The 20,465-nt window shown below is 41.8% G+C and carries 17 protein-coding genes; 16 read left to right on the top strand and 1 reads right to left on the bottom strand.

The features are described from left to right. Positions 1-74: 74 nt before the first annotated feature. On the bottom strand, positions 75-1,070 hold the full coding sequence (locus JYB65_RS11730; protein ID WP_206582878.1) for a nucleoid-associated protein: 996 nt from the start codon (positions 1,068-1,070) through the stop codon (positions 75-77). Positions 1,071-1,199: 129 nt separating this feature from the next. Here JYB65_RS11730 and JYB65_RS11725 point away from each other — a divergent pair, with 129 nt between their 5' ends. The 16 genes from JYB65_RS11725 to tyrS all read left to right on the top strand — a co-directional run bounded on the left by JYB65_RS11725 (position 1,200) and on the right by tyrS (position 19,810). After that, positions 1,200-2,102: a hypothetical protein gene (locus JYB65_RS11725; RefSeq protein WP_206582877.1), complete on the top strand. Its 903-nt coding sequence runs from the start codon at positions 1,200-1,202 to the stop codon at positions 2,100-2,102. Between the two features lie 139 nt (positions 2,103-2,241). Next, on the top strand, positions 2,242-4,155 hold the full coding sequence (locus JYB65_RS11720; RefSeq protein WP_206582876.1) for a polysaccharide biosynthesis protein: 1,914 nt from the start codon (positions 2,242-2,244) through the stop codon (positions 4,153-4,155). A gap of 22 nt (positions 4,156-4,177) precedes the next feature. Beyond that, entirely contained in the window at positions 4,178-5,458 is a 1,281-nt protein-coding gene (locus tag JYB65_RS11715; protein ID WP_206582875.1) for a glucose-6-phosphate isomerase, read from the top strand. Positions 5,459-5,733: 275 nt separating this feature from the next. Further along, complete coding sequence (locus JYB65_RS11710; RefSeq protein WP_206582874.1) at positions 5,734-6,582, top strand: 3-hydroxybutyryl-CoA dehydrogenase; 849 nt, start codon at positions 5,734-5,736, stop codon at positions 6,580-6,582. A 174-nt stretch (positions 6,583-6,756) separates the two neighbouring features. After that, positions 6,757-7,752, top strand: a complete 996-nt coding sequence (locus JYB65_RS11705) for an LCP family protein (protein WP_206582873.1) — start codon at positions 6,757-6,759, stop codon at positions 7,750-7,752. A 468-nt stretch (positions 7,753-8,220) separates the two neighbouring features. After that, the gene (locus JYB65_RS11700) at positions 8,221-9,357 is read left to right on the top strand and encodes an LCP family protein (protein ID WP_206582872.1); all 1,137 of its coding nucleotides are present in this window, start codon (positions 8,221-8,223) and stop codon (positions 9,355-9,357) included. A 92-nt stretch (positions 9,358-9,449) separates the two neighbouring features. Beyond that, a complete protein-coding gene (locus JYB65_RS11695) occupies positions 9,450-10,673 on the top strand; it encodes an S-layer homology domain-containing protein (RefSeq protein ID WP_206582871.1) in 1,224 nt (407 codons plus the stop codon). 203 nt (positions 10,674-10,876) lie between these two features. Then, a complete protein-coding gene (gene rho / locus JYB65_RS11690) occupies positions 10,877-12,304 on the top strand; it encodes a transcription termination factor Rho (protein ID WP_206582870.1) in 1,428 nt (475 codons plus the stop codon). A gap of 47 nt (positions 12,305-12,351) precedes the next feature. Next, positions 12,352-13,437 carry a DUF1385 domain-containing protein gene (locus JYB65_RS11685; protein WP_206582869.1) on the top strand — a complete coding sequence of 362 codons (1,086 nt, stop codon included), beginning with the start codon at positions 12,352-12,354 and terminating at the stop codon, positions 13,435-13,437. 115 nt (positions 13,438-13,552) lie between these two features. Beyond that, positions 13,553-14,413, top strand: coding sequence for a peptide chain release factor N(5)-glutamine methyltransferase (gene prmC, locus JYB65_RS11680; protein ID WP_206582868.1), 861 nt, complete (start codon positions 13,553-13,555; stop codon positions 14,411-14,413). 186 nt (positions 14,414-14,599) lie between these two features. Then, positions 14,600-14,800, top strand: a complete 201-nt coding sequence (rpmE, locus tag JYB65_RS11675; protein WP_206582867.1) for a 50S ribosomal protein L31 — start codon at positions 14,600-14,602, stop codon at positions 14,798-14,800. A 232-nt stretch (positions 14,801-15,032) separates the two neighbouring features. Further along, the gene (prfA, locus tag JYB65_RS11670) at positions 15,033-16,094 is read left to right on the top strand and encodes a peptide chain release factor 1 (RefSeq protein ID WP_206582866.1); all 1,062 of its coding nucleotides are present in this window, start codon (positions 15,033-15,035) and stop codon (positions 16,092-16,094) included. Positions 16,095-16,151: 57 nt separating this feature from the next. Then, a complete protein-coding gene (locus JYB65_RS11665; protein WP_206582865.1) occupies positions 16,152-17,195 on the top strand; it encodes an L-threonylcarbamoyladenylate synthase in 1,044 nt (347 codons plus the stop codon). Between the two features lie 64 nt (positions 17,196-17,259). Then, entirely contained in the window at positions 17,260-17,691 is a 432-nt protein-coding gene (rpiB, locus tag JYB65_RS11660; RefSeq protein ID WP_206582864.1) for a ribose 5-phosphate isomerase B, read from the top strand. Positions 17,692-17,840: 149 nt separating this feature from the next. Then, positions 17,841-18,470 (top strand): uracil phosphoribosyltransferase, encoded by a 630-nt coding sequence (upp, locus tag JYB65_RS11655; RefSeq protein WP_206582863.1) that lies wholly within the window; start codon positions 17,841-17,843, stop codon positions 18,468-18,470. Positions 18,471-18,484: 14 nt separating this feature from the next. Continuing rightward, positions 18,485-19,810: a tyrosine--tRNA ligase gene (tyrS, locus tag JYB65_RS11650; RefSeq protein ID WP_206582862.1), complete on the top strand. Its 1,326-nt coding sequence runs from the start codon at positions 18,485-18,487 to the stop codon at positions 19,808-19,810. The last annotated feature ends 655 nt before the right edge of the window (positions 19,811-20,465 follow it).

Genomic DNA, 20,465 nt, shown 5'->3' with positions numbered 1-20,465 from the left:
AAATATTCTTCAAAATATCCGTCGATGGCAGCTATGACATTGGATTTACAGATATTACATTATTTATATTTATTCTATCGGAGCACCACTGCCTTAATCAATATCGACATGGTACCATCTTCATTCATGATAAACTCCACTTTCTTCTTGTTCTCTAAATAATCAACCGGCAGACTGATTTCGATACCGCTGTCAGTGAATATCTTTTGCTTTCTGGCCACTTTCTTCTCAATTTCGGAGGTGACTTCAAAAGCCTTGCCTGAAATTCCTTTTTGTGCGACTTCTTCCCGATAGCGCTGCTGAGCGGAAAAATTTCCATCGAAAACAGCATTCGTAATGCGATCGATTTCTATGATGCTGCTTTCATCCACGCAGCTTTTCAATTCCGTTTTTACTTGGGATACTTTTAACGGGTCTTCTCCATAGAATTCCTTAATGACCTTCTGAGCTGCTTTCTCCACGATATTTACCTTCGCTTTGGGGGAGAGGTCTGTATCAACTTTCAATAGTTGACTGGAAAGATAATAGTCTTTTGCACCGTTGATCTCCACCTTTTTTTCCTTGACCAATACACTGAAATCATCCAAACGAATAAAGGCAAATTCCTCCAACTTTTGATTTTCACTTGCAATAGTCGCATTTTGCTTGAGAATTCGTGTTTCTTTGAATTCGTCTGCCATATTGAACTGGTGTATGTAGGAGGACTTGTAATTAAATTTAAGAAGCCCGAAATACAGTCCGTTATCATAACGAAAATGGCAGCATAAGAGGTCTGCGGCAGGAATGCCGGGGTTGGATAGAGCCAGTTCAAAAATTTGCTGCGCCAATTGCTGCGAACCTTGAATAAAAGCAGCATCCTCTACATTGGAAATAAGTTTTTTTATGTCTTCCCCTTCACTTTTAAAGGCACCTTTCTTAATGTCTGCATCCTCTATAGCCCGGGCAATATGAATCTTCAGAAATTCGTCGGCTTGCTGACTATAAGCCATAAGCTTGTCCGCTAAGACGGGAGTGGTGATACTGGTATCTAAAATATGTAGAATTGCTTTTTCTATGATAATATCATTCATTTCATTTTCACCTCGAAAAGGAGTATACCACAAAACGGACGGGTCATAAATCCTTTTATTCTTGTACAGGCCTTCTCGAAAGTGGTACAATAAAATTGAAAGAGATTTGGGATAAATGGAGGAATGTACATGTTTGAAGATGCGATTGAAAAGGTTGGGAACTTCACCCGTCCTGTTTTTTCTATAATGAGAACCTATGGTTCTGCAAAAATTTTACCTAGCTCGTCGACTTTATTTTTTGTCAATGAAGAAGGCTTTGCTGTGACCACAAAAGGAACCGCCAAAATGATCATGGATGCCTCCGCGATAGAAGAGAAATATCTTAAATTTAAAGAGGCAAAAAAACAATTATTGCAGCAGGCAGAGGCAGAGGCAGCGGATACTGCTCTGGAAGAACTACTGAAATCTCTTGAGAAGGAATATGAATACGAAGAAAACACGATCACCCAAATGAAAATCCGGTTTGTAGACTGTGTGGACGCATTGTCCGGAATTCAGTGCAGGTTTCATCCGAAAGCAGACGTAGCAATATTGAAACTGGATGGATTTAATCAGATTAATTATAGTGGATATGCTACCTTTGCAGCAGAAGAACAAGAAATTCGTCAAGGAAAGTTCTTGTGCAGATTGGGCTTCCCTTTCCCTGAATTCACGAATTATATGTACGATGCACAGCGGGATGAAATCGCGTGGACAAATGAAGGAAACAGAACCAGCCCACGATTTCCGTCGGAAGGAATGGTAACCCGATTTATAGGGGCAGACAATCAGATTGCAGGAATTGAGATGAGTACACCGGGATTTACAGGGCAAAACGGAGGCCCATTATTTGACGCGAAGGGGATCGTATATGGTATGCAAAGCAGTACCGGATCCTTAAGCTTTGGGCATTGTGTTCATGCGGATGTAATAAAACAATTTTTAGAGAAAGAAGAGGTCCAATATTATACGGATTCAAATCAGCCAAGCATAAAACTTGAACCGTTGGATTTGTCTTATATCATAGCGAAAAATACGGGGAAACTCCAATAAGAAGCAAGGGGTTATTTGTAACCTATTCTTAACTTGAAGTATTGCTTTCCAAAGGTTAAAATAATACCGGGCACTTTATGGCCCGGTATTATGTGTTATGGATAATATTCCTCCAAGAGGGATAGTAGGAGTTAGATAGATGGTTAAATTTTCAAGAATCGCAATACTATTATTGATTGATATTTGTATTGTTAACTTTTCATATATCATGGCATACTTGTTCCGCTTTGATTTTGATGTGAATTCGAAAGTATTTGATGCCTGGTTTTACATTTATGCTGGCAATATTTTTCCGATTACCCTCGCTTGCATCGCAGCATTCTGGCTGCTTGGATTATATACGAGCATGTGGCGATATGCCGGTACGGAAGAACTCACCAAAATTGTTTTAGCGGCTGCAACCGCTCAGTTGATGGTCATCGCTTGTGTAACCTTTCTGGGTCTATACATGCCGAAAGGAATTTATGTCATCAGTTTTTTATTTATGGTATTTTTGTTGGGCGCGTTCCGAATGTCCTACCGCTTTGTCCGAGGACTGCGTACGCCGGGATCTTTCAATAGTTTTGTACTGAGAATCGGCCGAAAGGATCTAATCGGGGAACATGTGACAAAAGTCATGGTCATCGGAGCAGGAGAAGCCGGAGCTTCTATGATCAATGAAATAAAAAGCCATCACGAATACGGCAAGAAGGTCGTGGTAGCGATAGATGATGATCCAATAAAGAAGGGGCACCGGATATGCGGCGTAAAAGTCGCCGGAGGCAAGGCGGATATCCGCCTGGTGGCCCGTAAATACGGGGTGGATGAGATCATTATAGCGATTCCTTCTGCGAATAAGAAAGCCATACAGAGTATTATGGACGAGTGCAAGAGGACTCGCTGCAAAATAAAGATTTTACCGAGCTTAATTGATTTAATCAATGAAAAGGTAAGCATTAGTAAGCTTCGAGATGTAGATATTGAAGACTTTCTTGGCCGTGACCCGGTGCATGTCAATCTTCGGGAGATTTCAAGCTATATCGAAGGAAAAATTGTTATGGTAACAGGCGGAGGCGGTTCCATCGGTTCAGAACTTTGCAGACAGATCGGCCGTTTTAAGCCGAGAAGGATTATTGCGGTAGATATTTATGAAAATTCTGTTTTTGAATTGACAAATGAACTGAAAGAGCTTCATCCAAAGTTAGAATTGGAGATTGTCATCGCGTCTATTCGTGACAAAACCCGTATGGATGAGGTCTTTAGAAAGTATAAACCTCATGTGATTTTTCATGCGGCAGCGCATAAGCATGTTCCGCTCATGGAGAATAATCCAAAAGAAGCGGTGCTCAACAATATCATGGGAACAAAAAATATGCTGGATCTGGCGGAAGAGCATGCCGTAGAGCGGTTTGTGATGATTTCAACGGACAAGGCGGTCAATCCTACGAACGTAATGGGAGCCACAAAGCGAGTAGGTGAGATGATGCTCCAAGAAAAAAGTTCGCATGCAAGGACGACTTTTGCTGCCGTTCGTTTTGGCAATGTATTAGGGAGCAATGGATCGGTGATTCCCATTTTTAGAAAACAGATTGAAAAGGGCGGTCCGGTGACCGTAACCCATCCGGATATTACGAGATATTTTATGACGATTCCGGAGGCGGTTGAGCTGGTGATACAGACCGGAGCGATGGCGGAAGGCGGCGAAATTTTCATTCTCGACATGGGGGAGCCGGTGAAGATTTTAGACCTCGCAGAAAATGTAATCCGCCTTTCAGGGTATGTACCTTATGTGGATATTGATATCGCGCTCACAGGCCTTCGGCCGGGTGAAAAACTATATGAAGAATTGTTGCTGGATGAAGAGGGGATTGAAAAGACGGGGCATAATAAAATTTATGTAGGACATCCTCTTCCTGCCAATCCCGTTCTCAAGGAAATGCTGCAGGAAACGGACGGACATGCTGTAATAGAAGAGGAAATCAAACGAGTTTCTGCGATGACAGAGGCCGAGGTAAAAAAATGGCTGCAGGAAATTGTTCCGAACTATTCACCTCAGCAGTCTTCCCAACAATAATCATTCAGAAAGGGACAAGGGAATGGATTTAAAAATTGATATCTCTCGAACCGGTGTCACAAAAGAACAACTGAAAAATTGTGCCCCTAAAGTGGAGGAGGCGATGGAGAAACTCTGGTCCGGACAAGAAGAGTATACCGGTTGGGTAAAACTGCCGCTTCAATATGGACAAGATGAACTGGAACACCTTCTCAATACGGCGGCACTGATTCAAACGCAATGTGAGATTTTGATCGTCATCGGAGTTGGAGGCTCTTATCTTGGAACCCGGGCAGCGGTACACGCGCTGGTTGGACCGGATGAAATCTATGGCAGCGGTCTTTCGCCTAAGAGTTATCCCGAAATCAAGTTTGCGGGAAACAATATCAGCGGTACGTATCATAGTCAACTTCTTGAGGACATTCGAAAGAAAGATGTTTGCCTCTGCGTTATTTCTAAATCAGGGACAACCACAGAGACCAGCATTGCGTTTGCGATACTGAAAGCAGCGCTAATCGAAAAATATGGTAAAGAAGAGGCAGTTAAAAGAATCTATGCCATTACAGATAAAGCTGCAGGTTCGTTGCGTGAAGAGGCTGAGCGGGAGGGGTATGAAAGCTTTGAAATTCCGGATGATATCGGCGGACGGTACTCGGTCTTAACCTCTGTTGGCCTATTGCCGATGGCTGCGGCCGGAATTGATATAAAATCCATGCTGGCTGGCGCAGCAGCTATGGCTTCTTCTACGGAATGGGATTATAACGGGACAGACTATGCGGTTGCCCGATACGAATTAATGAAGACGGGGAAGCAGATTGAGATTGTTGAATACTATGAACCACAGCTTGATTTCTTTGCGGAATGGTTAAAGCAGTTGTTTGGGGAAAGTGAAGGAAAAGAAGGGAAGGGACTGTTTCCGAGCTCCCTTCATCTTACAACAGATTTGCACAGTATGGGTCAATTTTTACAGGAAGGAAATCAAATTTTCTTTGAGACGATATTAAATGTGAAGAAACCGGCAAGGGATCTTCCGATACCGAACGAGGCCGGAGGACTTTTCGAAGGAAAAAGTATGAATGAGGTGAATCGGGCGGCTTTAGAAGCTGTTTTGGCGGCTCATGAAGCGAGCGGTGTTCCGATGGTTAAAATCGACATTCCTGAGATCAATGCGTATTATTTCGGACAGCTTATTTATTTTTTTGAGACTAGCTGCAGCATTACGGCGTATCTGATGGGTGTCAACCCGTTTAACCAGCCGGGAGTGGAACGGTACAAGTCTGAGATGAAGAAAATGTTACAGCAGTCTCAACCTTGTAAAGCATAATCACCGGATTGGCCGTAGTAAAAACAGCATAGCTGAATACTGGAAGACATGCGCGACGAAAAATTCTGACAATAAAAAGTCTGAAACAGATCGATTTAATTACTAAAAAGTAGAAAATGATAGAACTTTCGGACTTTTGTGTATGACTAAAAAAACGTGACAAAATAATCCGAAACATGGTAAAATAATCTATGGCGTTGAGTGCTATTTATGTTTGAGATAAGTAGTTATACATGGAGACAAGTTTACTACAAATTTAAGGAGGACAAAGAGGAATGAAAAAAATTGGTGTTTTAGGAACAGGTACTATGGGAGCTGGAATCATTCAGGTTCTTGCACAGAATGGTTATGAAGTTGTTCTAAGAGCTAGAAGAGAATCTTCAGTTGAAAAAGGTATTGCTACAGTAAACAAGAATTTAGAAAAGTTAGTTGCTAAAGAAAAGATTACTGCTGAAGCAAAAGAAGAAATCATGAGCAGAGTTCATGGTTCCACAGATATCAGCATCGTTCAGGATGCTGACCTAATCATCGAAGCTGCTACAGAAGAAATGGAATCAAAGAAGGCTTTATTCCAGGAATTAGATGCGCTTTGCAAGCCGGAAACAATTATCGCTACAAACACATCAGCTCTTTCAATCACTGAAATCGCAGCTGCAACAAACAGACCGGACAAGATTATCGGAATGCACTTCTTTAACCCAGTTCCAGCTATGAAGTTAGTTGAAATCGTTAAGGGCCTTACCACTTCCGATGAAACAAGAGAAACGATTCTTAAGTTAACTTCAGATCTTGGAAAGACTCCTGTAGACGTTGCAGAAGCTCCAGGATTCGTTGTAAATAGAATCCTAATCCCAATGGTAAACGAAGCAATCGGTATTCTTGCTGATGGCGTTGCTTCTGCAGAAGGTATTGACGAAGCGATGAAGCTTGGTGCGAACCATCCAATGGGACCGCTAGCATTAGGAGACTTAATCGGTCTTGATGTTTGCTTAGCAATCATGGAAACTCTATATAAAGAATTTGGCGATACAAAATACAGACCGCACGTATTGCTAAGAAAGATGGTAAGAGCGAACAAGTTAGGAAGAAAGACTGGTGTTGGTTTCTTCGATTACAGCAAATAAGGATTTGTAACCAATTCTTAATACATGCAAATAAGCTAAAGCCACCCGGAAGCGGGTGGCTTTACTGATTATTTCAACTTTCTTAACTTTTTAATATAAGGCAAAAAAGGTTTGCAAAGTCTAGCAAAAGGGTATATATTCGTAGGGGTATGAGAAAAAGGGAGAAATGTAGTAATGAACTTGAAATTATTTGGGAAACAATTTATCATATTTTTCGTCATATTTACCGTACTTCTTGTACCGGTACAATTTGGATGGGAACAATTCACCAATAAAAGAATTTTTACAGGGACAGAATCTCTGGCAGAAAATATAGACTATCTTGTAGATAAGGATGGCCCTTACTACGATTTATTTAAAAACAGCAAAAGGATCAACATTTTAGTACTTGGGGATAATGATAAATTGACGGATACCATTATGCTTGCCAGTTATGATACGGAGAATCAGAGGGTAGATATTATTTCGGTGCCGAGGGATACCTATTATCCTAGAAGCAAATATAAATCTGCCGCAGCACAGAAAATCAATGCTGTTTATCAGAATGGCGGTGCAGTAGGCGCGGCAAAAGCCGTCAGTGAGGTCCTGATGGGAATTCCTATTAACTATTACGCGGTCATTGAATTCAGCGATGTGGAAGCCATAGTGGATGAAATAGGCGGTGTGCCTATGAACATTCCGAATATCAGCAATAAGGGCGGCATGTATTACAACGACCCTTACGATACGCCTCCTTTAAAAATTGCTATTCCGGCAGGGCAGCAGACGTTAGACGGCAAGCACGCCGTACAATTCCTGCGATTCCGAAAAGGATATCCGGAAGGCGATATTGGACGAGTAAAAGCGCAGCAGGAATTTATTAAATCTGCCATGAAACAAGCGATTAAGTCAGGTTTGCCGGGGGCGGTATCCTTGGGATTGAAAACGGTCGACTCGGATATTACACTTGGCATGGCTGCAAAAATAGCAACCAAGGCAGTAAATTTAAAAAGTGAAAATATGAATACATATTTGGCTCCGGGAGGACCAAAGACAGTAAACGGGGCTTCGTACTGGTTTATAGATTCGAAACAGGTTGGAGCCTTAATAGAAGAAATTTATGCGGATCCGGATGAATCAAGTGATGAGGGCAACTCGGGTGATAACAACAAGACTGAATCCGGTTCATAGAAAAAAACAGAATAGACAGAGAATCGTCAAAAGAAATATTGAAGTGCACCCCAAATGGTAGAAACGAAACCTACTATTTGGAGGTGCTTTTTTATTCAATAGGAAATATCGTTTCCTATTGAATAAAAAAGGAAGTGCAGAGGGGCAGAAGCCTCTTTGCCTATGAAGGAGGGTGCTCAGCGAACAAAGAGAGCACCGAAGGGAACCATAGCCTTTTTGCCCCAAGCTTGCTTGGCAAGGCAAACCGGACAGCAGGGAGCGAAGCCACATTTTTTATGCCTAAAAAGAAGTAAATTCGATGAGAAATATTCTTGCAAAGGGTCCAAACTGCAATATTTTGGAAAAATACTGTTGTAACGCGCAATATTACTTATTTAACCTATTTATTTTTGTTAACAAATAGGTTAAAATATAATTTCAGAGAGAAAAATCGGGATAGTGGAACGTAGAGAGGATTTAAGTAGGATAATGAGCAGATCTGAAAAGAAGCAGCGGGCATTAGAAAGAGCAGAAAGAACAAGACAGCGTGAGATGCAAAATGGATATACAGAGGATACCAGCCAACCAACACTTCAATCCAAGGCGACAACGAAAACAAAGAAGCCGGCCTCTGCTCTACAGATATTTTTCAAAACATTTGTTATTGCATTTGCAGTTTTAACGGCAATTAGTCTAGGAGCCACTTCAGTCTATACAAAATTTATGAATTTCAATCCATTTGAAAAAGAGGATCAATATACGCCGATTATAGTAGATGAGATGGATAATGACAGAGAGGAACTGGCCTCCCTTGTAGACGAAAACAGCCCGCTTTATAATCAAATCAAAGATGCGGATCGTGCCAATGTGTTACTGCTGGGGGTAAACGGCAATTTAACCGATACCATCATGCTGGTAAGCTTTGACAGAGAAAATAAAAAAGTGGATGTCATATCGATTCCGCGAGATACGTATTATCATAGAGAAGGGTATAATGGACTGGCTGAAAAAAAATTAAACGCAGCGTACAAAGGTAATCCCGTCAACACGGCAAAAGCAGTTTCAAAAATACTATGCGGGATTCCTATTAATTATTATGCAGTTATTAAATATGAGGGCGTGGAGAATATCGTGGATTCAATGGGCGGTGTTCCGGTGAACATTCCGTTTAATATGAAATACGACGATCCGTATGATAAACCGCCGCTCCATATTAACCTGAAAAAAGGGGAGCAAGTGTTAGATGGGAAACATGCCGTTCAGTTCCTGCGATATAGGCATGGCTATACCGAAGGCGATATGGGAAGAGTGAAGGCACAACAAGAGTTCATGAAGAGTGCCTTTCGGCAATGCTTAAGTTTTAAGCTGCCGACCGTTACAAAAACGGTATTTGAGAATGTAGATTCGGACATCACCATCGGAACCGCATTATCCCTTGCAAAGGGTGCAGCAGGCATCAGCTCCGATAGTATTACTACGTACACTATGCCTAACACCTTAGATCCGGATCCGCCATTTTATGTATATCCGGATGCGGACGGAATCGAAGAGATGATTATTCAAATTTATTCCGGGAAGACAAGTGAAGAACAAACGACAGACGGAGCTGTATCGCAAGAACAGTAAGGGAACCGTCTGCTCAATAAATGAAAAAAAGCATCGAACAAAAGGGATTAACGGTGCAGTTTAGTTTAAAAAAGGGAAAAAGGGGAAAAAAGATGATAACAGAATTAAGATTAAAGAGAATGGCGCGGGTAATATCCGGCAAATTGTTAATAGCTTCGGTAGTGGGGGCTATCATTCTAGGGACGTTTGGTTATGCAGTGGCGGATACAGCTGATACTGTGACATTTAAAGATGTACCAAAGGACTATTGGGGATATGACTATATCCATTTTTCTGCGGAAAAGTCCATTATAAAGGGTTATCAGCAATATGACGGTACCTATTTATTTGAACCGGAGAATGCAGTTACTTATGAAGAGGCGGCAACGATGCTGTATCGGGCCATAAATGCTGCAGGAGATCTTCAGAGTACGGATGATTTTCAATCGGAATTTGAATCCGTACTGACAGAAAATAAGATTGCAGAATGGGCAAGGCCGACAGTTGCCTATTGTTTGAAATTCGGCATTATAGATACGAGTGAGCTGGCGGTGTTTACGGATGACCAGGGGAATGGACAGAAAGCGCCAAGACTTCAAACTGCACTTTGGACCGCTAAGGCGATGGGGATGAAGCTGACTTCCGCGTATTCGGTTCCTTATTCGGATGCCGCTGTTATTTCTGAAGAAGACAGGCCATACATTGACATGTTGTATCGACATGGGATCATGAAGGGATCCCTTCAAACAGACGGTACTACTGCATTTTTGCCTGCAGAGGGAATCAAGCGTTCGGAGTTTGCGGCTATCAGCAATCGTGTTTATGAATCGGTGGCAAGTGAAAAAGCTGCAGGAACCAGCGGCTATTATGATGCAGCGAAAGAAACCGTAAGCATCAGAGGAAAAGTGACTGCTGTAGAGGAATCAAAGGAGTTGATTCAACTGACGGATGCCGCTACGGGTTTAGCAAGGAACATTTATGTAGATTCAAGTGCCGCCTTGGTGTATAATGGAGAACCGGTTACGAAAGGATTGTCTGGAATAAAAGCAGACATCACAGGGAAAACAGTAATTGTTTCTTCGTTGACCGGAACAGATGGAACTGAGATAAAGCAAGTAAACATAGATACACAGCCATTTTCGTGTTCCGGGACGATTAAAAGCATAAAGACGGTCAGTGCTACTGTTAAAATGATTGGAATAGCTATAGGAGAAGATAAGACTCAACCGGTGATTTATTATATAATGGATGCGAAAACCACTTCGAAGGCTACGGTGAAAGAAGGCGCAGCGATTACTTTTATTGCAGACGGAATTAACCTTATTGAAATGACCTAAGATACGGTATCTAATATGAAATGATCAAACAAAATTGAATAAAATAATTGAATAAAATAATTGAGATGTAAGTCAAATCTATTTCGCAAATCTTATCTAAATAACTTATCTTATAATAGATGACCCCAAACCCGGGAAACAATCTAAATCGATGCAACTTAGATTGGGGTATTCGTGCGGTCATTATACTGAAAGGAATTATTATGGACCAAAATGTTTTGAAAACAAAGAAAATAGCTGAACTGAAAGAAATTGCCAAGGCCTTTTCCGTGGAAGGCTACGAGAAGATGAAAAAGTCGGAATTGCTGGAAGTGTTAGGCGTAAATGATGAAAAAGCAACACCAAATCCAGCGGCTGAGGTTTATTTGGACGAGGATATTATGAAAGAAGCAGAGACAGCTGCTGCTCAAATCGAAATGGCAGCTAATGTACGGCATGAAGCCGCAACGACCTCTCCTGTTCAGGAGCGCAAAACGTGCGAAGAAGAAACAACTCATCGGGAGGACCGGCCGGAAGTAGAGGGCATATTGGAATTGGCAGACGGGGGGTTCGGCTTTCTTCGGTTTTCAAACTTTTTGACCAGCGATAAAGACGTCTATGTATCACCTTCTCAGATCAGAAGGTTTAATTTAAAAACAGGAGATAAAATAAAGGGAATTTCAAGAAAGCCAAATGAAGGGGAACGTTTTGGTGCGCTTCTTTATGTCCTGACAGTGAACGGAGATGAACCTGGAGTTGCAATCAAGCGGCCGGATTTTGAAGATTTGACGCCGATTTTTCCAAAACAGAGGCTTTCTCTCGAGTCGGGTTCCAGAGATACGGCCATGCGCCTGATTGACCTGATAGCGCCTATCGGAAAAGGGCAGAGAGGAATCATCGTTGCACCGCCTAAAGCAGGTAAGACGATCCTGCTAAAAAAGATAGCCAATACAATAGAAGCAAAATACCCTGAAGTGGAAATGATTGTTCTTCTGGTGGATGAACGGCCGGAAGAAGTGACGGACATGAAGAGGTCCTTATCAAGCGGAGAAGTGATTTATTCGACATTCGATGAAATGCCTCAGCATCATGTTAAAGTCGCCGAAATGGTTTTAGCAAGAGCACAGCGGCTGGCAGAGCACGGCAAAGATGTAGTAATCTTGCTGGATAGTATTACGAGACTTGCCAGAGCATACAATCTGGTTGTACCGGCCTCCGGAAGAACCTTATCCGGAGGGCTGGATCCGGGCGCGCTGCATAAGCCAAAGAAATTCTTTGGTGCAGCAAGGAAGTTAGAAGAAGGCGGCAGCATAACGATACTCGCCACCGCGTTAGTAGAAACCGGAAGCCGAATGGATGATGTAATCTTTGAGGAATTTAAAGGAACGGGAAATATGGAACTCCATTTGGATAGGAAACTGTCTGAAAAACGAATATTCCCTGCTATTAATTTAAATAAATCAGGCACTCGCCGAGAAGACTTGCTCATGAGTCAAGAAGAAATCGAAGCGGTTTGGATGATGCGCCGGGCAATGGCGAATATGGGAACGCAGGAAGTGACGGAGATGATTATCGATAATCTGGCACATACTAGAAATAATGCTGATTTCCTTCAAGTGATTAAGAAAACAAAATTAGGGGAGCAGAAATAGCTGATTTTATATAACGATCATAGCTAAAACTGTCGATAGGAGATAGTATGGATTTAAGTAAGATTTTTTTAAAGGAGGCTTGCCCCACTAAAGTAGGCGGTCAAGCTGTCATGGAAGGAATCATGATGAAGGGGGAAGACCGTACTGCGATAGCAATGCGAATGCCCGACGGTGTGATTCATTTAAAAACAGAGAAGCAGCATGCCAGAAGCAAATGGATGAAGTTCCCAATTATTCGAGGCATCGTTGCCTTTGGCTCCTCTTTGGTTTCAGGCACTAAGACGCTCATGTATTCCGCTGAAGTGCTTGAAAAATATGAAAATGAGCATAAAGAAGAACTAGAGAAAATGCGTGACGCTGCCCGTGACGCAGGAACAGATGACGGAACTATCAAAGGGCCGGAGTATTACGAAAAAGATAAGCTTACCTTGTGGGTTGAAAAACATTTCGGTGAAAAAGCGGCATGGAATATCATGATTTATATCTCGGTCATTCTTGCGCTTGTCTTTACTGTCGGAATTTTTATCATAGCACCGACGGTGGCCGTAAACTGGTGCAGTATATTTACAACAAACGAAATCGTACTGAATTTAATTGAAGGGGTTCTGCGAATCCTATTGTTTGTTATCTATGTCGTATTGATTTCGAAGATGGAAGATATCAAGAGAGTCTTTCAATACCATGGAGCGGAACATAAGACCATTCACTGCTTTGAAAACGGATTAGAATTGAAACCTAAAAATTGCATGCCTTTTTATACGCTTCACCCGCGCTGCGGAACGAGCTTTTTAATGTTTGTAATGGTGATCAGCTTAATCTTATTCTCTTTATTGGGATGGCCTAATTTGTTTTGGCGTATCACATCAAGACTGCTGTTGATTCCGTTCATCGCAGGGCTTTCTTATGAATTGCTGAAATGGGCTGGGGGCAGTGATTCGGGGCTGGTAAAAATACTGAGTTTGCCCGGGTTATATCTACAGAAATTGACAACGAATGAACCGAATGAAAAACAACTGGAGGTAGCTATTGTTGCGATGAAAGCGGTAATGGTACCGTCTGAAACAGAAGAACTGAATATTTACCGAGCTGGTTTTGAAGAGTATACAGAGGATGTTTTGCTGGGGAAAGAATGATTGAGACCGAGGACTGAATCATTTGCAAAATATCATAATGATTCAAATGATTGGAAGAGTTTACGCATGAACCTAAAATTCAATATATAAACCTATGAAATTGGAGGATTAGAATATGGCAATGATTGTAAAGGAACTTTTGCAGGTAGGCCAACGGGCTCTCGAAGTGGCTGGAATCTATGATGCGAAAGTAGATGCGGAGCAATTGCTGTGCTATATGTTGCATGTTGATAAAGCTGGACTTTTTATGATTTGGTCTAGAATGTTGGATGACAGCCAGTGCAACACCTATTTTGATCTGATTGATCGGCGGGCTACAAGATTACCGCTGCAGTATATCACAGGGATACAGGAATTTATGGGATATCCTTTTATGGTCAATGAAAAAGTTTTAATACCTCGGCTGGATACGGAGATTTTAGCAGAAGCGGCTATGGACTATTCGAGTCATTTTAAGAAAAAAGTGCATCTATTGGACTTGTGCTGCGGAAGCGGAGCGATTGGTATCAGTTTAGATAAAATTTGTAAGAACATGAAGGTCACTTGCTGCGACATCAGTGATGATGCCATCGAACTGGCGAGAAAGAATGCGAAGTTGTTAAAATCCAATGTCAGTTTTGCCTTAGGCGATTTGTTTGAACCGTTTAAGAAAAAACTGGGAAATACCAGATTTGACATCATCGTTTCCAATCCCCCTTACATAGAGAGTTCAATCATTCCGACTTTAGACAAAGAGGTTCGGGAATATGAGCCGCATTTAGCATTGGACGGCGGGAATGACGGGTTGGACTTTTATCGGCGAATTATTGAGGAAGCACCGAACTACCTTCGTGAGCATGGCATGCTTCTCTTCGAGATTGGGTATGATCAGGGGAGAGCTGTGGAAGAACTGGCAATCCTCAGAGGACCTTTTGTAAGTGTCGAAATCAAAAAAGATCATAGCGGCTTGGATCGAGTAGCGATTTGCAGAAGCTAACGCTTTAAAAGAAAGAGGTTGCCAAGGAAGAACAGGCAACTTACAAAAAAGTATTGATTTAGACAAACGGTTATGATATAGTATAAAACTGTAGTTTAGGAAAATCTATTGATGATTTTCTTGAAATAAATTAAACAGAAATAATGCGGAGGCCGCGGGGCCAAGAGCAAAAGAGAGGTGCATAGCATGAGGGAAGGAATCCATCCAGATTATAAGGAATGTAAAGTTACTTGCGCATGCGGCAACACGTTCATGACAAAATCCAATAAGGACGAAATCAAGACTGAAGTTTGTTCAGCTTGCCATCCGTTCTTTACTGGACAACAGAAGTTCATTAACCGTGGCGGTCGTGTTGAAAAGTTTAAGACAAAGTACAACATCGATTAATCAGATGAACGGGGGCAGCCCTGTGAGTCTTTCGAAAAGCTTGCTAACAGTTTCCATAACGAATAAAGCAAGCTAGTAAGTAGCTTTAAACAAACTGGAAATTTTAATTTCCAGTTTTTTTTTCTAACAAAATATGCTATACTAAATAGTTAGGACAGAAAAGAAAAGGCTTAAAAACGGCCTATTTGTGGTTTTTAATAGATGATCCCAATAAAAAATAGGAGAAAAATAAATGTTTGACAAGTTAGACTTTATATTAGAAAAATATGAGGAACTTTCTTTAAAGGTTTCTGATCCGGATGTTATTAACAATCAACCGGTTTGGCAGAAGCATATTAAGGAAATGGGCGAAATGGAGCCTATTGTAAATAAGTATAAAGAATATAAAAAAGCAAAAGAGGACCTTCAGGATGCAAAGGAAATGTTGGAGGAAGGGGACGAAGAACTTCGAGAAATGGCAAAGGCGGAAATCAATGAACTGGAGGATAAGATTGAAACTTATTCCCAGGAATTGAATATTCTCTTATTGCCGAAGGACCCTAACGACGAAAAGAACGTTATCCTTGAAGTTCGTGCCGGAACGGGAGGCGAAGAAGCGGCCTTGTTTGGTGCGAATCTTCTGAGAATGTACATGAGATATGCCGAACGACGCGGCTGGAAGACGGAAATGATGGAAATGAATGATACCGGTATCGGCGGCGTAAAGGAAGCGGTGTTGCTGATAAAGGGAAAAGGTGCGTATTCCAGATTGAAGTATGAAAGCGGTGCGCATCGAGTTCAACGTGTTCCTGAAACAGAATCCAGCGGACGTATTCATACTTCTGCAGCGACGATTGCAGTACTGCCGGAAGTGGATGAATTAGAAGTAGACTTAAATCCAAATGATGTGCGTGTTGACGTATACCGTGCTTCCGGTAATGGCGGACAGTGTGTAAACACGACAGATTCAGCAGTTCGATTGACCCATGTGCCAACCGGGCTTGTTGTGACTTGTCAGGATGAGAAGTCTCAGATTAAAAATAAAGAAAAAGCATTTAAGGTATTGCGCTCCAGATTATATGACCTAAAGATGCAGGAACAAAACAAAGAAATCGCTGATCAAAGAAAGAGTCAGGTGGGAAGCGGAGACAGAAGTGAGCGGATCAGAACCTATAACTATCCGCAAGGTCGTGTATCCGATCACAGAATTGGATTAACCCTTTACAAACTGGATTCGTTTCTGGATGGAGATTTAGATGAAATTATAGATGGACTGATTACGAGCGATCAGGCGGATAAAATGAAAGCACTTTAATGCTGACGAGAACAAACGGCGGAGGAACGGAGTGCTTTAGATGTAGGGAAAACAATAATGGTAACAAAGCATTTGAATGTTACAACTGAAAATATAGAGACGGCAGCACAAATTTTACAAGAGGGAGGGCTGGTAGCCTTTCCGACGGAGACGGTGTACGGTCTAGGTGCCAATGCTTTTGATGCCATTGCTGTCGGCAAAGTGTATGCTGCCAAAGGCAGACCCAGCGACAATCCGATGATCGTCCATATTGCGGAGAAAGAAGACCTTCAGAAGCTGACGCCAATGATAACGCCGCTGATGGATCTATTAATGGAACATTTTTGGCCGGGGCCCCTTACGATGGTTGTAAATAAAGCACCGGGGATACCGGATGTGACGACCGGAGGACTGGATACGGTCGGCGTTCGGCTGCCTTCCAATCAAACGGCAAGAGATTTAATAAGAAAATCAACATGCCCTATCGCGGCTCCGAGCGCAAATGTATCAGGCCGGCCTAGTCCGACCAAAGCGAAACATGTGGTAGAAGATTTAGATGGCCGGATTGATGCCATACTGATGGGTGAAGATTGCCAAGTCGGTATTGAATCTACCGTAGTCGATGTTTCAGGCGATAACGTGGTCCTATTAAGGCCCGGCATTATAACACAACAAGAATTGCAGCAGGCAGTGAGAGGCTTAGGTAAAAAAGTAGAAATGGATCCGGCGCTATTCATAAACAGACCGAGGGATGTGTCTAAAGGACAGCTATTGGAAGTTGAGACGGAAGACTTTAAACCGAAAGCCCCTGGCATGAAGTACAAGCACTACGCGCCAAAAGCAGAAATGATCATTATTTCCGGAGAAATGGGCAAGGTAAAAGCTGAAATAGAGAAACTCCAAAGTGAAAATGAGCTCAACGGCAAAAAAGTAGGTGTGATTATTTTTGCAGAGACAGAATTGCAACGGGCAGCTCATGACTTTTTCGCAAAACTTCGAGAATTGGATGGACAAGGGGTGGATTTGATTTTAGCAGGAGCCTTGGATGACTCGGATGGAATTGGATTTGCCGTGATGAATCGAATGATGAAATCAGCGGGATACAATGTGATAAAACTTTAATCTTTAATGAAGAATAGAAGCATTTACTTATAAAGTAGTGCGATCGAAACAAAGGAGAAGAAAAATGAAAATTGCGATGGCGAGCGATCATGGCGGATTGGGATTAAAAGAGCAAATAAAAAAATACTTGGAAGAACAAGGAATTGAAGTGCTTGATCTTGGAACCAATTCAGAAGAATCGGTAGATTATCCTGTGTATGGAAAAGCTTGCGGAGAAGCAGTGATGTCCGGCAAAGCAGATAGGGGAATTGTTTTCTGCGGCACCGGAATCGGCATATCGATCGCAGCGAATAAGGTAAAGGGTATTCGATGTGCGCTTTGTACAGACGTACCGATGGCGGAGATGACTCGTAAGCATAATGATGCAAACGTGTTGGCTATGGGCGGCAGAACTACTGATCCGGAGATGGCTAAGGCAATTACACAGAAATGGCTGGATACCGAATTTGAAGGCGGAAGACATCAAAGGCGTGTGGACATGCTGAATCAAATGTAAAGAATGCCAGGTGCAATCACTTATAGTAGAAGCACCGTTTCAATGGGAAACGAACACAATAGAAAAAGGATATTTTAGAAAAAAGATTTTATGCAAATTGAATTATAAATAAAAATCAAACATGGAAGCAATGCAAGGGAGGAATAATAATGGGCAAAGTATATGTATTTGATCATCCGCTGATTCAGCACAAGACGGCTATGATAAGGAAAACGGAAACGAGTGTAAAGGACTTCAGAGAGCTTGTTAGAGAAATAGCAATGCTAATGGGATATGAGGCAACTAGAAATTTACCGTTGGAGGCAGTGGATATTGAAACTCCGATTTGTAAAACAACCGTTAAAATGCTAAAGGGCGAAGATATCGCTATTATTCCTATCCTGAGAGCTGGACTTGGAATGGTTGACGGGATGCTTGCACTTGTACCGAATGCGAAAGTCGGACATGTAGGACTTTACAGGGACCCTGAGACACACGAGCCGGTTGAATATTATTGCAAACTTCCGAATGATATTGAAAAGAGACAAGTCTTTGTAGTGGATCCGATGCTGGCTACCGGTGGAAGCGCAGCAGCAGCAATCGATTTCATTAAAGAAAAAGGTGCAAAAAATATCACCTTCATGTGCTTAATTGCAGCACCTGAGGGAATTGAAGTATTACAGCAGGCTCATCCTGACGTAGATATTTTCATTGCAGCAAAAGATGAACGATTGAATGAGCATGCGTACATCGTACCGGGACTTGGCGATGCAGGGGATAGATTATACGGAACGAAATAAGTGAGGGAATGCAAATGAACTTTATACCAGATAATATTAGCAAACACGATAACGTATTTGATGTGTTGAAAGAACGAGGCTTTATTGAGCAGACGACCAATGAAGAGGAAATCAGAGACCTTCTTGGAAAGGAAAAGATTAAATTCTATATCGGATTTGATCCGACTGCAGATTGCTTGCATGTAGGTCACTTCATGCAGGTCATCATCATGATGTATATGCAGAAGTTCGGCCATACACCGATCGTTTTAATCGGTGGAGGGACCGGAATGGTAGGAGATCCTTCCGGAAGAACGGATATGCGTCAAATGATGACGCCTGAAACGATTAACGCCAACTGCAATGCCTTTAAAAAACTTTTTGACAAGTTTTTAGACTTTGACGATGAGTGGGTATATACCGGCGGGGACGGAAAGACGGTTGGCAAAGCTACTGCAAATAAGGAACCGGAACCAGGTAAAGCGATTTGTGTAAACAATGCATCATGGCTGCTTAATTTAAATTATGTAGAATTTATCCGAGATATCGGCAGACATTTTTCAGTCAATAGCATGCTCCGAGCAGAGTGCTTTAAGCAGAGACTTGAACAGGGATTGTCTTTCTTGGAATTCAACTATATGCTGATGCAGTCCTATGACTTTATGGTAATGGCTAGAGATATCGACTGTAAAATGCAGTTTGGTGGAAATGACCAATGGTCCAACATCCTTCACGGTGTGGACTTAACAAGACGTGAAGTAAATAAGCAGGTTTACGGTATGACTTTCTCCCTTCTTACAACAAGTGAAGGAAAGAAGATGGGTAAAACGCAAAAAGGGGCATTGTGGCTGGATGCTAATAAGACTTCTCCATTTGAGTTCTATCAATACTGGAGAAATGTTGAAGATGCTGATGTTCACAAGTGCTTAAGAATGCTTACCTTCTTACCGATGGAAGAAGTGGATCGCTTAGGTGATTTGAAGGATGCTGAGATCAACAAAGCAAAAGAAGTGCTTGCCTTTGAAGTGACTAAGTTGGTTCACGGTGAAGAGGAAGCAATAAAGGCACAGGAAGGCGCACGTGCAGCCTTTGGTGGCGGCGGTACGATGGAGAACATCCCTACTACTACTATGGATTCTACAAGCTTTGACGGAGAAGGAATGGGAGTGGTCGCTCTTATTCAGCAGTTAAAGTTGGTACCAAGCAGAAGTGAAGGCTTCCGTACGATTGAACAGGGCGGGCTTGTGATCAATGATGAAAAGGTTACAGACTCAAAGATGATGATTACAAAAGATCTGTTTAAAGACGGCAAACTCTTGATTAAGAAGGGTAAAAAGACTTTCCATATGGTACAGATCTAAATGTATCTGAAATTCCCGATATAGGTACAATAGATAATATGGTGTATCTGTGAGAAGATAATAGGATAACAAATGCAGAGGACAGCGGTACGTTACTACGTGCCGTTGTTTTTTATATAGAAGATATCCATACATACGAAGTAAAATAACCAACGCTGATGTAATAAATAAGTCCGTATAAGGGGATGCCGCGAATCGGCAGCAGAGAATAGACTGAACCCGACAAAAATAGTAAAAAAGCGGCATAAATTCTTGTTGACACGGGACTCCAAGAATCGTAAAATATTCTTTAGCAGACAAGCTTTTAAATCTTGCAGCAGGCTGAAATTTGAACCTGCAGCAGACTTTCTGAAAAAACACGAAACAATTTCAAAAAAAGGTGTTGACAGAGCAAGCAAAGTTTGGTAATCTATTAAAGCTGTCTCGTGAAACACGAACGTGAGCCTAACTTGTTAACCACAACAAATTGTAGAAATTTGAAAAAAGTTGTTGACAAAGGTACGAGATGGTGATATGATAGAAAAGTTCCGTTAACGCGGAACGGCTCGAAAGAGCACATGAACCTTGAAAACTTCATAGTATGGAAAATTAGTCAAAAGAACATTAAATTGTTCTTAGATTAAGTACAAACAGCAATCACAAAAGTGATTGGTAA

This window comes from Clostridium aminobutyricum (genome assembly GCF_017255415.1).
Lineage (GTDB): Bacteria > Bacillota > Clostridia > Peptostreptococcales > Anaerovoracaceae > Aminipila > Aminipila aminobutyrica.
The sequence above is the reverse complement of the archived record's forward strand: the minus strand, read 5'-3'. Positions and strand labels throughout refer to the sequence as shown.

Excerpts from the sequence above, each read along its gene's own strand:
- rho (WP_206582870.1), top strand. The coding sequence starts at position 10,877 with ATGGACCAAAATGTTTTGAAAACAAAGAAAATAGCTGAACTGAAAGAA.
- JYB65_RS11720 (WP_206582876.1), top strand. The coding sequence starts at position 2,242 with ATGGTTAAATTTTCAAGAATCGCAATACTATTATTGATTGATATTTGT.
- JYB65_RS11685 (WP_206582869.1), top strand. The coding sequence starts at position 12,352 with ATGGATTTAAGTAAGATTTTTTTAAAGGAGGCTTGCCCCACTAAAGTA.
- rpiB (WP_206582864.1), top strand. The coding sequence starts at position 17,260 with ATGAAAATTGCGATGGCGAGCGATCATGGCGGATTGGGATTAAAAGAG.
- JYB65_RS11705 (WP_206582873.1), top strand. The coding sequence starts at position 6,757 with ATGAACTTGAAATTATTTGGGAAACAATTTATCATATTTTTCGTCATA.
- prmC (WP_206582868.1), top strand. The coding sequence starts at position 13,553 with ATGGCAATGATTGTAAAGGAACTTTTGCAGGTAGGCCAACGGGCTCTC.
- upp (WP_206582863.1), top strand. The coding sequence starts at position 17,841 with ATGGGCAAAGTATATGTATTTGATCATCCGCTGATTCAGCACAAGACG.
- JYB65_RS11710 (WP_206582874.1), top strand. The coding sequence starts at position 5,734 with ATGAAAAAAATTGGTGTTTTAGGAACAGGTACTATGGGAGCTGGAATC.
- JYB65_RS11695 (WP_206582871.1), top strand. The coding sequence starts at position 9,450 with ATGATAACAGAATTAAGATTAAAGAGAATGGCGCGGGTAATATCCGGC.
- JYB65_RS11665 (WP_206582865.1), top strand. The coding sequence starts at position 16,152 with ATGGTAACAAAGCATTTGAATGTTACAACTGAAAATATAGAGACGGCA.
- JYB65_RS11700 (WP_206582872.1), top strand. The coding sequence starts at position 8,221 with ATGAGCAGATCTGAAAAGAAGCAGCGGGCATTAGAAAGAGCAGAAAGA.
- JYB65_RS11730 (WP_206582878.1), bottom strand. The coding sequence starts at position 1,070 with ATGAATGATATTATCATAGAAAAAGCAATTCTACATATTTTAGATACC.
- rpmE (WP_206582867.1), top strand. The coding sequence starts at position 14,600 with ATGAGGGAAGGAATCCATCCAGATTATAAGGAATGTAAAGTTACTTGC.
- prfA (WP_206582866.1), top strand. The coding sequence starts at position 15,033 with ATGTTTGACAAGTTAGACTTTATATTAGAAAAATATGAGGAACTTTCT.
- JYB65_RS11715 (WP_206582875.1), top strand. The coding sequence starts at position 4,178 with ATGGATTTAAAAATTGATATCTCTCGAACCGGTGTCACAAAAGAACAA.
- JYB65_RS11725 (WP_206582877.1), top strand. The coding sequence starts at position 1,200 with ATGTTTGAAGATGCGATTGAAAAGGTTGGGAACTTCACCCGTCCTGTT.
- tyrS (WP_206582862.1), top strand. The coding sequence starts at position 18,485 with ATGAACTTTATACCAGATAATATTAGCAAACACGATAACGTATTTGAT.